The sequence below is a fragment of the Streptomyces sp. Qhu_M48 genome, assembly GCF_051305195.1.
In the GTDB taxonomy this organism is placed as follows: Bacteria; Actinomycetota; Actinomycetes; order Streptomycetales; family Streptomycetaceae; genus Streptomyces.
In genome coordinates, this window is record NZ_CP195432.1 from 5,082,731 (window position 1) to 5,097,638 (window position 14,908).

11 protein-coding genes are annotated in these 14,908 nt (G+C 73.5%); 9 read left to right on the top strand and 2 right to left on the bottom strand.

Features of this window, described 5'->3' with window-relative positions:
- Positions 1 to 174: 174 nt before the first annotated feature.
- The 9 genes from ACRRSS_RS23040 (at position 175) to ACRRSS_RS23080 (ending at position 10,772) form a co-directional block, all read left to right on the top strand.
- Positions 175 to 702 (top strand): hypothetical protein, encoded by a 528-nt coding sequence (locus ACRRSS_RS23040; RefSeq protein WP_435973023.1) that lies wholly within the window; start codon positions 175 to 177, stop codon positions 700 to 702.
- 415 nt (positions 703 to 1,117) lie between these two features.
- Positions 1,118 to 3,259 carry a hypothetical protein gene (locus ACRRSS_RS23045; protein ID WP_435973024.1) on the top strand — a complete coding sequence of 714 codons (2,142 nt, stop codon included), beginning with the start codon at positions 1,118 to 1,120 and terminating at the stop codon, positions 3,257 to 3,259.
- Positions 3,260 to 3,342: 83 nt separating this feature from the next.
- On the top strand, positions 3,343 to 4,854 hold the full coding sequence (gene pelF / locus ACRRSS_RS23050; RefSeq protein WP_435973025.1) for a GT4 family glycosyltransferase PelF: 1,512 nt from the start codon (positions 3,343 to 3,345) through the stop codon (positions 4,852 to 4,854).
- The gene (locus ACRRSS_RS23055; RefSeq protein ID WP_435973026.1) at positions 4,851 to 6,284 is read left to right on the top strand and encodes a hypothetical protein; all 1,434 of its coding nucleotides are present in this window, start codon (positions 4,851 to 4,853) and stop codon (positions 6,282 to 6,284) included. Before pelF ends, ACRRSS_RS23055 begins: the two co-directional genes overlap by 4 nt.
- Before the next feature lie 178 nt (positions 6,285 to 6,462).
- Entirely contained in the window at positions 6,463 to 7,464 is a 1,002-nt protein-coding gene (locus tag ACRRSS_RS23060) for a GDP-mannose 4,6-dehydratase (RefSeq protein WP_435973027.1), read from the top strand.
- A gap of 31 nt (positions 7,465 to 7,495) precedes the next feature.
- A complete protein-coding gene (locus ACRRSS_RS23065; protein WP_435973028.1) occupies positions 7,496 to 8,209 on the top strand; it encodes a nucleotidyltransferase family protein in 714 nt (237 codons plus the stop codon).
- Positions 8,210 to 8,215: 6 nt separating this feature from the next.
- Positions 8,216 to 9,136 carry an NAD-dependent epimerase/dehydratase family protein gene (locus ACRRSS_RS23070; RefSeq protein ID WP_435973029.1) on the top strand — a complete coding sequence of 307 codons (921 nt, stop codon included), beginning with the start codon at positions 8,216 to 8,218 and terminating at the stop codon, positions 9,134 to 9,136.
- Positions 9,133 to 9,795, top strand: coding sequence for a spherulation-specific family 4 protein (locus ACRRSS_RS23075; protein WP_435973030.1), 663 nt, complete (start codon positions 9,133 to 9,135; stop codon positions 9,793 to 9,795). The genes ACRRSS_RS23070 and ACRRSS_RS23075 overlap by 4 nt, the downstream gene beginning before the upstream one ends.
- Positions 9,792 to 10,772: an endo alpha-1,4 polygalactosaminidase gene (locus ACRRSS_RS23080; RefSeq protein WP_435973031.1), complete on the top strand. Its 981-nt coding sequence runs from the start codon at positions 9,792 to 9,794 to the stop codon at positions 10,770 to 10,772. The genes ACRRSS_RS23075 and ACRRSS_RS23080 overlap by 4 nt, the downstream gene beginning before the upstream one ends.
- 28 nt (positions 10,773 to 10,800) lie before the next feature.
- Here the strand turns inward: ACRRSS_RS23080 and ligA are convergent, their stop codons facing one another.
- Both ligA and ACRRSS_RS23090 read right to left on the bottom strand, forming a co-directional pair.
- Positions 10,801 to 12,879 carry an NAD-dependent DNA ligase LigA gene (gene ligA, locus ACRRSS_RS23085; RefSeq protein ID WP_435973032.1) on the bottom strand — a complete coding sequence of 693 codons (2,079 nt, stop codon included), beginning with the start codon at positions 12,877 to 12,879 and terminating at the stop codon, positions 10,801 to 10,803.
- 115 nt (positions 12,880 to 12,994) lie between these two features.
- The gene (locus tag ACRRSS_RS23090) at positions 12,995 to 14,812 is read right to left on the bottom strand and encodes an ABC transporter ATP-binding protein (RefSeq protein ID WP_435973033.1); all 1,818 of its coding nucleotides are present in this window, start codon (positions 14,810 to 14,812) and stop codon (positions 12,995 to 12,997) included.
- Between the last annotated feature and the right edge of the window lie 96 nt (positions 14,813 to 14,908).

The window sequence follows — 14,908 nt, forward strand, 5'->3', positions numbered from 1 at the left end:
GCCCGCGCCCGCGCACGCGCCGCACCCGCCGCAGCGTGCGCGGACGCGCACCCACAGCCACCACCACACTTTCCCCGCACGGCCTTCACGTGACGCGCGCTTTCGGCCGCCGGTCGATCCGGGCCCCCGCGCCGAGGCAGACGCGGGACCGGCCCGGTCCCTAGCCTCCCGGCCATGCGATCACAGCCCATGAGACGCCTGGGTCTCACCGCCGTCCTGGCCCTGCTCCTGACCCTCTTCGGTCTGGCCCCGGCCGCGAGCGCCGCCGAGCCGGCCTCCGCCCAGCTGACGTTCACCACCGACGCCGCGACCACCACCCCCGGCGGCACGGTGAACCTGTCGATGACGCTCACGAACAACAAGACCTATGACGTCTGGTTCGTCTACCAGACCATCGACCCCACCTGGCTGACCACCCAGCGCCCGGACCTGAAGTACTCGTTCGCCGGCTGTTCCCTCGCCGGCCCCGGCGGCAGCACCCCCTGTTCCGGGACCGGCCCGGCCAACCTCGGCGCCAACTACGGAGCCACCATCCCGCCCGGCCAGAGCCGGACGGTGACCCTGACGCTCCAGGTCGCCCCGGACTCCGGCTGCAACGGCAACATCGGCTTCTACTCGTACTTCTACGCCGAGTTCAGCGACACCTCCAGCGCCACCGGCGGCCCGGTCTACACGCCGGAGACCCGCGTCCTCTGCTCCTGACGGACACGCGCAGGGCGGGACGCGGCCGGAAACCGGCCCCCGCCCCTCCCGGCCGACCGGTCTGAACCAATGGCGGTTCCACGGCACTCCACCGGCGGGCTCACGAGTCCGCCGGTGGGGCCCGTCCCCCTCCCACCTGCGCGTCAGCCCTGTGACGCGCGGGACAGGACGGCGGCCGGGAGGAACCGGGAAGGCCCACCGGGGCCGACCGCCACGCCGGGCCCACCACCCGCGCGCCCGCGTTTTTCCGTCACCTTTCGCAGCAAGACCACAGAAGCTCCACAGATACCCCACCATGTGACGCGACGGATGCGTGGACGACCGGCCTTCGAGGGGGATGCCGGCGTCGCACGAGGGGGTGCGTCCGCTCCTCGGAGCTGTGCTCACCCCTGCCCCGGGAGGGACTTACCACCGCATGAAGCGGAACTTACGCACCACCCTGCTGACCACGGGGCTGACCACGGGCGCGCTCGTCGCCGCCCTCGTCCTGCCGGGCACGACGGCCCTCGCCGACGACGCGGTTCCCCGCGTCGATCTGCGGGTGCTCGTCGTGACCGACGGCGGCCCCGCCACCGATGCCATCGCGGCCGAACTCGACGCCGCGGGAACGCCGTACACGAAGGTCGACCTGACCCGCGCCGACCGGCCGGTGATCGACGCCGGCTACCTCGCGGACACCGTGGGCGGCCGCGACCGGGCCAAGTTCCAGGCCGTCGTCCTGCCGAACGACAACCCGTTCCCGGCCAACTCCCCGGAGATGACCGCGCTCGCGAACTTCGAGCGGACCTTCGACATCCCGCAGGTCGACGCGTACACCTACGCCAGGCCCGAGGCAGGACTCCAGTACCCGGTCTACGGCGGCTACTCCGGAAGCGTCGACGGGGCCCGGGCCCAGGTGACCGCCGCCGGCCGTTCGGGACCGTTCGGCTACCTCGAAGGCGCCGTCCCGTTCGAGGACAACTCGCCGACGGTGGGCGAGAGTTACGCCTACCTCTCGACCCCGGTGGCGGGCGCGGACTTCACTCCGTACGTCGACGCCGCGATACCCGGGACGACCAAGCGCGGGTCCCTGGTGGGCGAGTACCGCCACGACGGGCGACGCGAACTGGTCGTCACCTTCGTCTACAACCAGTACCAGCAGCAGTTCCGCCTCCTCGCCCGGGGCATCGTCGCGTGGATGACCGGCGGGGTGCACCTCGGTGCCTCCCGGAACTACTTCGCCGTCCACGTCGACGACGTGTTCGCGGCGGACGACCGGTGGAACTCCACGCTCAACTGCACGCCCGGCGACGTGGACTGCACCGATCCCAACGCCACGCCCGACCCCATCCGGATGTCGGCGGCGGACGTCGACCACGCCGTCACCTGGCAGGACACGCGCGGCTTCACCCTCGACCTCGCCTACAACGCCGCCGGCAGCGTCGACTTCCGCGAGGACAACAACGGCGCCGACCCGCTCGCGGACCGGCTCGTCGCCGCACGCGACGAGTTCCGCTGGATCAACCACACCTACACGCACGCCTTCCTCGGCTGCGAACAGGACACCAGCGTGGTGCCCTGGCGCTGCGCCACCCTCCCCAACGGCTCCGTCAAGTGGGTCACCCGGCAGGCCGTCTCCGACGAGATCGCCCTCAACCGCGTGTGGGGACAGAGCGCGGGACTGCCCCTGGCCGACGACGAGCTGGTCACCGGCGAGCACTCCGGGCTGCGCGTCCTGCCCCAGCAGTCCGTCGACAACCCCCACCTGGGTCCGGCCCTCGCCGACAACGGCATCGCCTGGCTGGCCTCGGACAACTCCCGCGAGCCCGGCCAGCGGCAGGTCGGTCCGGCCACGACGGTCCCCCGCTACCCGATGAACGTCTTCTACAACGCGGGACGGGCGGCCGAACAGGTCGACGAGTACAACTGGATCTACACCAGCCGCGCCCAGGGCGGCAGCGGGATCTGCGAGGACAACCCGGCCACCACCACGTGCCTGCCCGCCCCGCTCGACCCGGCCACCGGCTACGCGAACCACATCGTGCCCCTGGAGCGGCAGATCGCCCTCGGTCACGTCCTCGCCAACGACCCCAAGCCCCACTTCATCCACCAGTCCAACCTGGCCGAGGACCGCATCGCCTACCCGGTCCTCGACGGTGTGCTCGACGGCTACGACGCGCTGTTCGCCGCGAACACCCCCGTGGTCAACCTGCGGATGAAGGACATCGGGCAGGAACTCCGGCAGCGGGCCGCGTGGCGCGCCGCCGTCCAGGGCGGCCTGATCACGGCGTACCGCGTCGGCGGGACCGTGACCATCGAGGGCCCTGGCGGTCTGGCGGTTCCCGCGACCGCGACCGCGGGAACGCTCCGGGACGGCTCCGCCTTCGGCGAGGCCTACGCGGGCAAGCGGTCCGGCTGGACGTCCCTCGCGGGTGCCCCGCTGACCCTCACGCTGCCCGCCGCCACCCCCGCCCCCTCCCCGGCCATCGGGAGCGGCGGCCCCGTGTCGGCCCCGGCACCGGCCGCCCGTGTGCCCGAGGGCGTGGCCGATCCGGTCCCGCCCGGTTCTGACGGCTGACGCCGTACCGGCAGCGAGGTCCCGGCCGCCCAGCGGCGGCCGGGACCGGCACCACCCCCACCACGGCCGCGGAGCACACATCGATGCACGTTCACCACGGCGCGCGGCGCCACGGCGCCCCGCGCGTCACCCTCCTGACCGAAGGCACCTACCCCCACAGCCACGGTGGCGTGAGCGTCTGGTGCGACCAGCTCGTCACCGGCATGCCGGACATCGACTTCGACGTCGTCGCCGTCACCGGCACCGGCCGGGAGCCGCTCGCGTGGGACCTGCCGGCCCATGTCTCCAGCGTCCTCTCCGTACCCATGTGGGGTGCCGCGCCGCCCGGCCACCCGCCTCGCGGCCGATCCGCGCGGCGGCTCGCGGACGCCTACGAGAAGTTCCTCACGGCGCTGCTGGACCCGGCGGCCGAGGGAGGCTTCGCCCCCGCCCTGTACGTCCTCGCCCGCGCCGCGGGGGACGGTCTGCTGGGCCCGTTCCTGCGCGGCGACACGGCGATCGCGGTCCTCACCGCCGTGTGGCGGCGGCCGGGACTCGCCGTACGGGAGGCGCGGCCGACCCTGCACGACGCCCTCACCGCGACGGCGCTGCTCGAACACGCCCTGCGTCCGCTGTCGGCGCCGCCGCCCGAGGACGGGGTCGCACACGCCGTGAGCGGCGGGGTGGCGGTCCTTCCCGGTCTCGCGGCCCTCGAACGGCACGGCGTACCGCTGCTGTTGACCGAACACGGGGTGTACCTGCGCGAGCGCTACCTGGGCTACCGCACCGCTCCCTACCGCTGGCCGGTCAAGGCGGTGGTCCTGGGCTTCTTCCGGCTCCTCGCGGAGGAGAGCTACCGCCGGGCGGCGCTCATCACCCCGGGCAACCGCTACAACCGGCTGTGGGAGGAGGAGGGCGGCGCCGATCCGGAGTCGATCCGCACGGTCTACAACGGCGTCGACCCCGACGCCTTCCCGCACGCCGGACCCGAGCCGGGCACCCTCACCCTCAGCTGGGCCGGCCGGGTCGACCCGATCAAGGACCTGGAGACCCTGATACGTTCCTTCGCCCTGGTCAGGAACCAGATACCCGACGTCCGGCTCCGGCTCTTCGGCGGTACGCCACGGGGCGGCGAGGGGTACCGGGAGCGCTGCGAGGCGCTCGCGGCCGAGCTCGGACTGGCGGGGGCGGTGACCTTCGAGGGGCGTGTCGACGACATCAAGGACGCCTACGCGGCCGGCAACGTCGTGATGCTGTCCAGCATCAGCGAGGGCTTCCCGTTCACCCTGATCGAGGCGATGTCGTGTGGGCGCGCGACCGTCTCCACCGACGTCGGGGGCGTACGGGAGGCGGTGGGCGACACCGGTCTGGTGGTGCCGCCGCGCGATCCGTCCGCGATGGCCGGCGCCGCGCTCGCCCTGCTCGGGGACCCCGAGCGGCGCCGGGCGATGGGTGAGGCGGCCCGTCTGCGGGTGATCGAGCAGTTCACCCTCCGGCAGACCATCGACACCTTCCGCGCCATCTACCACGAACTCGCTTCGGGAGTAAGGGAGTCGCCCGTGCGGATCGTCCTGCCCTCTCCGGCGGTCAGTGGCACGGGAAGCCTCGCCGGATGAGCGGGCCGATGTCCCTCGAACCCGGCGGCGCGGAGCAGGACACCCTCGCGATCCGGCTGGCGGCGCCGCGCCGCCGCCGGCACCATGACGACCCCACGCTCGCGATCCGGCTCTCCGGGACCGGGCTCTTCTCCGGGCGACGGAAGGGGAAGGGACCCGACGAGGAGGCGGTCAGCGCGCTCGCCGCCGAGCTCGCCGAGGGTGTCGGCCCCGCCGTCCACCCCTACGAGGTGGCCGCGCTCCTGGAGGCGGACGGCCTGTCCGCCGCCCTCATCAAGGAGCGGTACGGGCACCCCGACCTGTTCTCCCTCGCGGCGGCGCTGTACGAGCGGGTGCCCCGGGCGTTCCCCGAGCCGGCCGCCCCCGCCGACCCGTGGCGGCCCGACACCGTGCGCTGCCTGCTGCGGGGGCTGTTGTTCGCGCTGCCGGCCCTCGCCTATCTGCTCACCGCCCCGCTGTGGCGGATCGACCGGCACGCCCCGGTCCTGATCGTGGCGGGCGTCGTCTCGTGGGCGTGGGGGCAGGCACTGGGGCACCGGGCGCACCTGCGGCTCGTGGCAGGACGCCGGGAGGCGACCCGCACCCTGCTCGCCGGCTCCGCGCTCGGGGCCGCCCTGGCGACGGGGCTCGCCGCGATCCCCGCCGGAGGCGGTGCGGTCACCGTGGTGGCGGCGGCCCAGTCGCTCTACCTCGGGGCGGCGGGCGTCCTGCTGGTGCTGGGCCGGGAGCGGCTGCTGCTGGCCGCACTCAGCCCGCTGATCGCCGGTGCGACCGTCCTGCCCTGGTGGGAGCCGGGCGCCCTGCTGCGGCTCGCCCTGCCGCTGCTCGCGCTGTTCGGCACGCTCGCCGCCGCCGCACGGGCGCTGGGGGCCGGTTTCGCCGTACCGGCCGCCGCCGAGGGTCCGCGGCCGCTCCTGCGTCTGTCCGTGCCGTACGGCCTGTTCGGGCTGGCGGCGGCGGTGCTGGTGATGCTGGAGGGCCGGCAGGACCCGTACGCGGTCATCGCCCTGACGCTGAGCATGGGACCGGCCGAGTGGCTGCTCTACCGCTACCGGGGCTGGTCGGTGGCGGCGCTGCGCGCCAGCGCGACGCCCAGGGCGTTCCTGCTCCGGTCGTCCGGCGTCCTCGCGCTCTGCCTGTCCGGGTACCTCCTGCTCCTGCTGCCCGCCGCGCTCCTCACCGACTCGGACCCGGCCGGGCTGCTGCTCCTGGCGGCGGTGCTCTGGACGGCCCTCCTCCTCCAGGCGTTCGGCGTGGCCTGGCCGCCTGCCGCGATCTGCCTCACGGCGGCCTGCGCCGCCGGCGTCGTCGCCGGGCTCGCGCCGCCACCGGGGCCCGCCCCGCTGCTGCCCGCGGTCTGCGGCGCGGCCGCGGTCTGCCTCGCGGCCTGCGCCGTCACCGTCCTGGGCCGGCCGTCCCCGCACGTCTGACGGACCCGCCGCCCCACGGCCACCGGGGCACGACCGTTCGCCGGCCCACCGCCGTGCCACCCCCGCACGCACCACCACCACACCGCACCGCACCACCACACGCGCCCCACCATCCGCACGTCCCACCACCTGAACGTCCCACCACCCGCACGTCCCACCGACGAAAGGATCCAGAGAGTTGTCCTCCGCACCGCTCGCCGCCGTCACCGGAGCCGAAGGCTTCATCGGCTCGCACCTCACCGAGGCGCTCGTCCACTCCGGCCACCGGGTCAGGGCCATGGCCCAGTACAACTCGTTCTCCTCCTACGGCTGGCTGGAGACCCTCTCCCCCGACGTCCTCGACCACGTGGAGATCGTGCTCGGCGACGTCCGCGACCCCGGCTCCGTGCGCGGCCTGCTCGACGGCGCCGACTGCGCCTACCACCTCGCCGCGCTCATCGCGATCCCGTACTCCTACCAGGCGCCGCACAGTTACGTGGACACCAACGTCACCGGCACCCTCAACGTCCTCGAAGCGGTCCGCGCGCTGGGGACGCCCCGGCTCGTGCACACCTCGACCAGCGAGACGTACGGCACCGCCCAGACCGTGCCGATCACCGAGGACCACCCCATCAACACCCAGTCCCCGTACGCCGCTTCGAAGGCGGGCGGCGACCGGCTCGCCGACAGCTACCACGCCAGCTTCGGCACCCCCGTGGTGACCCTGCGGCCGTTCAACACCTTCGGTCCCCGGCAGTCCATGCGGGCCGTCATCCCCACCGTCATCGGTCAGGTGGCGGCCGGGGAGCGCACCCTCACCCTCGGCGACCTGCGTCCCACCCGGGACTTCACCTTCGTCGAGGACACCGCGCAGGCCTTCCTCGCGGTGGGCACGGCACCGGCCGAGCAGGTCGTCGGCCGCACCTTCAACGCGGGGACGGGCGGGGAGATCTCCGTCGGCGACCTGGTCGCGCTGATCGGGAAGGTGATGGACGCCCCGCTCGACGTCCGGGAGGACCCCGACCGGCTGCGGCCCGCCAACTCCGAGGTCATGCGGCTCGTCGCCGACGCCTCGCGGCTGACCGCCGCCACCGGGTGGCGCCCGGGCCACTCCCTGGAGGAGGGCCTCGCGCGGACCGCCGACTGGTTCGTCGACCCCGCCCATCTGGCCCGCTACAAGACCGGCATCTACAACATCTGACCCACCCGGCACGACCCGCAGGAGGTTTGCCATGCACGTTGTGATCCTGGCCGGTGGAAAGGGCGTCCGGCTTCGGCCGTACACCACCGCTCTGCCCAAGCCCCTCGTCCCCATCGGCGACGAACACGCCATCCTGGAGATCGTGCTGCGCCAGCTGGCCACCGCCGGCTTCACCAGCTGCACCCTCGCCATAGGCCACCTCGGCGAGATCATCCGCGCCTACGTCGGCGACGGCTCCCAATGGGGCATGTCCATCGACTACGCCACCGAGGAGAGCCCGCTCGGCACCATGGGCCCGCTGCTCAACCTCCGCGACCGGCTGCCGGAGCACTTCCTCGTCATGAACGGCGACGTGCTCACCGACCTCGACTACGCCGACGTGCTGCGCCGGCACGAGCTGTCGGCCGCGCCCCTGACCATCGCCACCTACGCGCGCAAGGTGCACATCGACTTCGGGGTGCTGACCACCGACGCCAGCCGGGTGGTCGCCTTCACCGAGAAGCCCAGCATCGACTACCGGGTCTCCATGGGCGTCTACGGCGTCTCGCGGGACACGCTCGACGCCTACACGCCCGGCCTTCCGCTCGGCTTCGACGAGCTGGTCCTCGACCTGCTCGCCGCCGAGACGCCGCCGCACGCCTACGATTTCGAGGGCTACTGGCTGGACATCGGCCGTCCCGACGACTACGACCGGGCCAACGCGGAGTTCACCAGCCGCAAGTCCCTCCTCCTCAAGGGAGCCTGAGCACCGATGCGGATCCTCGTCCTCGGCGCCGGCGGATACCTGGGCCGCCACGTCACCGAGCGGCTGCGCGCGGTGCCGGGCGCCCGGGTGCTCGTCGGCGGCCGTTCCCCGGCGGCCGACGTCACCGTCGACCTCGCCTCCGACCGCCCGTACGGCCTGGCCGAGGCGCTGGCGAAGGTCGCGCCCGACGCCGTCGTCAACTGCGCGGGCGCGACCGGCGGCGACGCCGTCACCCTCGCGGAGGTGAACGCGCGCGGACCGGCCGTGCTGTGCGCGGCGCTCCGCGAGGCCGCTCCCTCGGCCCGGCTCGTCCATCTGGGGTCGGCCGCGGAGTACGGCCCCGGCACACCCGGGCTGCGGGTGACGGAGACGGAGGCGTGCCTGCCGGCCGGACCGTACGGCGCGACCAAGCTGGCGGGCACGGTGGCGGTGACCGCGTCGGGCCTGGACGCGGTCGTGCTGAGGGTGGGGAACCCGGTGGGCGCCGGGGCGCCGCCCACCGGCCTCCCCGGCCGGGTCGCCGCGCTGCTCGCCGAGGCCGGGGACGGGGCCCCGGGCGCACCGGGCGCCGAGCTGCGGCTCGGCGACCTGTCCGCGTACCGCGACTTCGTGGACGTACGGGACCTGGCACGGGCAGTGGAGCTGGCGGCCGTCACGCCGGGGCCGCTGCCGCCCCTGCTCAACGTGGGCGGCGGCGAGGCCCTGCCGGTGCGGGAGCTGGTGCGGGGGCTGGCCGACGTGGCCGGGTTCCGGGGCCGGATCGTCGAGGCGGACGGGGGCGGGTCCGCGCGGTCCGCGCGGGTGTCGTGGCAGTGCTCCGACATCACCGCCGCCGGTCTCGCGCTCGGCTGGCGGCCGGCCCACTCCCTCGTCGCCTCCCTGGAGGCGCTGTGGGCGGCGCACCCCGTCCGGGTGGCGGCACCGTGAGTCTGCTGATCCCGCTGTACGTCCATCCGGCCGAGGATCCGGACGCGTGGCGCCGGCTGATCGCCGGTGCCGCGCACACGTACGCCGTCGTGATCAACCCGGCGAGCGGACCGGGCGACGCGCCCGATCCCGCGTTCGCCGCCGCCGCCCGTGCGCTCCGGGCGGCGGGAGCCCGGCTGCTCGGTTACGTGGACACGGACTACGGCATGCGCGACGCGGAGCGGATCACCGCCGAGGCGCTCCGGCACCGGGAGTGGTACGCGGTCGACGGCTGCTTCCTCGACCGGACGACGGCGGGGCGGGACGGACTGCCGGAGTGCAGACGGCTCGTACGTGCGCTGCGCAGGGCGGGGGCCTCCACCGTGGTCCTCAACCCGGGGGTCCATCCGGCCCCCGGGTACGCGCGGCTCGCCGATGTGACGGTCACCTTCGAGGGCCACTGGTCGACGTACGTGTCGACGTTCAGCCGCCCGTCGTGGACGACACGGCTGGCACCGGAACGGCTCTGCCATCTGGTGTACGGGGTGCCGGAACCGCTCGTCCCGCTCGCCGTGCGCACCGCGCGCGAGCGGGGCGCCGAGGTGTGCGGGCCGGTCACGGGGGAGCCGCCCAACCCCTGGTCCGGGCTGACCCCCGCCCTCGCGGAGGCGGAGCGGTGAGCCCCCGCCGCTGGTCGACGCCGGTGACCGCGCTGCTCCTCCTGTCCGTCCTCGCCGGCTGCTCCGGCGGCTCCGGAGGGCGGGCCGACGGGGCGACGGACCGTCCGACCGGGGCCACGGCCGCGCCCTCGTCCGCACCGCCTTCGTCCGGCGCGTCCCCGGGCCGTACACCCGACCGCGCGCCCCACCGCACGTCCGGCGGCGGGGCGAGCACCCCGGCCCGCCCGTCCACCGGTCCCGGGCCGTCCGCCACCCGTCCCACCGGTACCCCGGTCCGTACGCGGTGGCGGCCGCGCCCCGGTCTGGCCTGGCAGTGGCAGCTCGACGGGAAGGTCGACCCGTCCGTCGACGTGCCGGTGTACGACATCGACGGCTTCGAGAACAGCGCCGCCGACGTGGCCCGGCTGCACCGGGACGGCCGCAGGGTGATCTGCTACATCAACGTCGGGGCGTGGGAGGACTACCGCCCCGACCGGGACGCCTTCCCCCGCTCCCTGCTGGGCGGCCCCAACGGCTGGCACGGCGAGCGCTGGCTGGACATCCGCCGCGTCGACCTCCTCCGGCCCCTGATGGAGCGCCGTTTCGACATGTGCCGTGACAAGGGCTTCGACGCGGTGGAACCGGACCTGATGGAGGGCTACAACAGCGACACCGGCTTCCCGCTGACGGCGGACGACCAGCTCCGTTACAACCGCATGATCGCGGAGATCGCGCACGAACGGGGTCTGGCCGTGGGCCTCAAGAACGACCTCGCCCAGATCCCCCGGCTGGTGAAGCACTTCGACTTCGCGGTCAACGAGGAGTGTGCGCAGTTCGAGGAGTGCGCGCTGCTGACCCCCTTCGTCGCCGCGGGCAAGGCGGTCTTCCACGTGGAGTACACGGAGCCCAAGGCCGCCTTCTGCCCGCAGGCCCGTGCCCTGCGGCTGTCGTCGATGCGGAAGAAGCTGGAGCTGGACGTCTGGCGCAGCCCCTGCTGACTCAGCCCCAGGCCGGCTGGTCGGGTGATCAGCCCGAGGCCAGCTGGTCGGCGACCAGTTCGGCGAAGTCCTCCGGGGTGAGGACCTCGACGCCGAGTTCGGCGGCCTTGACCGCCTTCGAGCTCGGCTTCCCGTTCGCGGACGGCGCCGCGACGAGGATCGACGTCCTCGCGTTGACGCTGCTGCCCGCGCGCCCGCCCGCCTTCTCGATGAGCGCGTTCATCTCGGAGCGGCCGAAGCCGTCCAGAGGACCGGCCATCCTTCCGGTGACCACGACCACCTTGCCCTCCAGCGGTCCTCCGCCCGGGCCCGCCGACGCGGCCTCGGGCTCGGTCATGTTGACGCCCGCCGCGATCAGCTTGTCGATGACGGGGGCCAGCGCGGCGACCTGCTCGACGACGACCGGCGCCTTCTCCGGCCCGATCCCCTCCACGTCCTGCATGCCGGCCGCGTCCGCCCCGCGGATCGCCTCCATCGTGCCGAAGTGGCGGGCGATGCGACGGGACATGCTGCGCCCGGTGCCGAGCACGCCCAGGGCGCAGAAGACCCGGTTGAGGGGGCGGGTCCTGGCTGCCTCGATCTGTTCGGCGAGCTTGGCGGCCCGCTTGGCGCTGCCGGAGGCGGCGGTGAGCTGTTCGATCGTGAGGGTGAAGAGGTCGGCGACGTCACGGACGTCTCCGGACTCGACCAGGGCCGCCACGTACGTCCTGCCGAGCCCGTCGATGTCGAGCATCTCGCGCCCGGCGGCGTACTCGATGAGCGCCGGGAGCGCGCACGCGGTGCCCCGCGCGCACCGCCACCGCTCCTGGGTGGCGTTGATCTCGCCGCCGCAGCGCGGGCAGGCCTCCGGCAGCGGCACCGGCGTCGCCCCGGCCGGGCGGAGCCGTACGACGGCCGCCTGGACGCGCGGGATGATGTCCCCCGCCTTGTAGACCGTCACGGTGTCGCCCAGGTGGAGGTCGCGGCGGCGGATGTCGGCCGGGTTGTGCAGGGTGGCCCGGGTGACGGTGGACCCGTCGATCTCGACCGGGGCGAGGAGGGCGGTGGGGGCCAGGACCCCGGTGCGGCCGACCTCCCACACGACGTCCTGGAGCACCGTCTGCCGTTCGACGGCGGGCAGCTTCACCGCGATGGCCCAGTGCGGGAAGCGGGTGCCGAACCCGGCCGCCTCCTGCTCGGCGGTCTCGTTCAGCTTGATGACCACGCCGTCGATGCCGACCGGCAGGTCGGCGCGCATCGCGGTGATCGCGTCGACCCGCGCCTGCGCCTCGGCGAGGTCGGCGACGACGAGGAGCCCGGCCGCCGAGGACGCCGTCGTCCGCACTCCGGCGGTGGCCACCGCCGCCAGCGCCTCGGCGTGCGTCGCGCCGGCGGGCAGGAAGGGCACGCCGTCCAGCTCGACGACTCCGTACGCCCAGAACGTCATCCGGAGCCGGTACGGGCGGTCCTTCGCCCTCAGCGTTCCGGCGGTGCCGTTGCGCGGGTTGACGAAGACCTGCGCGCCGTGGGCGGTCCGGACCTCGTTCGCCGTCTCGAACTGCTCCTGGGTGAAGGCGACCTCGCCGCGGACCTCGACGGTGACGGGCGCGGCGAGCCGCTCGGGCAGGCCGTCGATCTGTCCGACGACGTGGCTGACGTCCTCGCCGTGGCTGCCGTCGCCGCGGGTGATGACCTGCACCAGGCGGCCGTCGCGGTACCGGGCGGCCACGGCCGCGCCGTCGATCTTGGGCTCGACGGAGAAGCCGCCGGCCGGGGCGCGGCCGAGGCGGCGCTGGACGGAGGCGCCCCAGGCCACCAGCCCCTCGGCGTCGAAGACGTTGTCCAGGCTCAGCAGCCGGGTGGTGTGTGCCACGTCGCCGACCGGGGCGGCGCCGTCGGCGACCAGGCCGGTGGGCGAGTCGGCCGGGACCTCGTCGGGGTTCTCGCTCTCCCAGGCCAGGACGGCCAGTCTGAGCCGGTCGTACGTGGTGTCGTCCATGGCGCTGTCGCCGTCCGCGTAGTACGACCGCGAGGCCTCGCGCAGGCGTTGGGACGCGGCCTCGTACGCGGTGCGGTCGGAGAGGACGGGCAGGCTGGACAGCGCCTCGACGGCGGGAGAAGTCGTCATGGGGTGATCCTCTCGCGAGGGTCTGACAACGGCTGTCGGGCCCGGTCACGGAGGACCGGCCGCGGGGACGTTCCCGGAGCCGGGCCCGGCCCGGCTCCGGGGGCCCGCTGGACGGCTACACGAGATCGACCCGGGCGGGGGCCTCGTCGTCGAGGAAGCCGCCCGACTGGTGCTGCCACAGTTTCGCGTAGGGTCCCTCCGCGGCGAGCAGTTCGTGGTGGGTGCCCTGCTCGACGACGCGTCCGCGGTCGAGGACGACGAGCCGGTCCATCGTGGCGACCGTGCTCAGCCGGTGGGCGACCACGAGCGCGGTCCGCCCGTCCATGAGGCGCCAGAGCGCGTCCTGGACGAGGAGCTCGCTCTCGGAGTCCAGGGCGCTGGTCGCCTCGTCGAGCAGCAGGATCGGCGCGTCGCGCAGGATGGCCCGGGCGAGGGCGACGCGCTGGCGCTGGCCGCCGGACAGCTTCACCCCGCGCTCCCCCACCATCGTGTCGAAGCCCTCGGGAAGGCCGTCGACGAACTCAGTGACGTGCGCGGCCTCGGCCGCGCGGCGGATCTCGGCGTCGGTGGCGTCGGGCCGGGCGAACGCGATGTTCTCCCGGAGCGTGCGGTGGAACATCGCCGGGTCCTGCGGTACGTAGGCGATCAGGCTGCGCAGGTCGGCCTGGCGCAGCCGGCTGATGTCCTGTCCGCCGATCGTGATGCGGCCGCCGTCGAGGTCCGTCATCCGCAGCAGCAGTCGGGTGAGGGTGGTCTTGCCGCCGCCGGACCGGCCGACGAAGCCGATCTTCGCCCCGCTGGGCACGGCCAGGTCGAGTCCCTCGAACAGCGGCTTCGCGCCCGCGTGGGCGAAGGTGACGTTCTCGAAGCGCACGTCGGCGCTCTCGGTGAGGAGCCGCTCCGGAACCTCCGGGTCCCGTACGGTCGGCGGGGTCAGCAGCAGTTCGGTGAACTGGGCGGCCTCGGTCATCGAGCTCTCCAGCCGGCGGTAGATCTGGTTGAACTCGAACATGATCCGGGTGGCGTTGGAGTAGTAGGTGAAGGCGACGACGACCGCCTCGACGCCGTGTTCGCCCGCGCCGAGCGAGAGGGCGAGCAGCAGCCCGAGGACGTTGGTCAGTACGGACAACGGTGCGACCACGGTGTCGATGCGCAGGTTGCCGTAGTCCCACGAGCGCAGGGTGAGCCGGCGTGATTCCGCGACGCGGGACCGGTGTTCGGCCGCCTCGCGTTCCTCGGCGGCGAAGGACCGGACGGTGTCCATGTTCATCAGGCTGTCGGCGACATGGCCCGACACCCGGGCGATCGCCTCCTCGCGCTGGTCGACGAGCGCCTGACGGCGACGGATCAGCGGCCGTACGAGCAGGGCGGTCACGGCGATCATCACCAGGAGGCCGACGACGAGCAGGGGTTCGTACGTCCACAGCACCACCGACGCGAACACCAGGGGCACGAAACTGCCCATGACCGAGAAGGTGAGGGTGTCGACGAACTCCTCGAATCGGGAGGCGAAACTGAGGACCCGCTTGGTCAGCGAGCCGGCGAAGTTGTCGTGGAAGAAGGCGGCGTCCTTGGCGAACAGCTCGTCCATGCCGATGACGTACAGGTGCTCGATGCCGAGGGCGTCGAGGCGGTTCAGACAGTGCAGTCCGACGCGCCACAGCGCCTCGGCGAGCAGCAGCACGCCGGCGAAGCCGAGGACGTAGGGCAGCATCGGGCCGATGCCGGAGTCGGAGCCCCCCGCGATGTGGCCGACGAGCTTCGCGACGACCAGCGGCACGATGTAGAAGATGCCGATGTTGCCCAGTGCCGGGAGCAGCATCGCGGGCAGTGTCAGCCGTTTGAGGCGGGCCAGCTCCCTTCCGTAGTGACGTAGTGCGAGGAGCACGGGGCCCCTGCCTGGCGAACCCTTGCGCGATTCAGGCGTTCCCATCCCAACCCTGCTTTGTCGGAGCGAACTGGACAGGCGGCAGTGTTCCGTGCGGACGCGTGCGCCGTCCAAGGGTTTTCCACCGCCGGGGGCTCACCC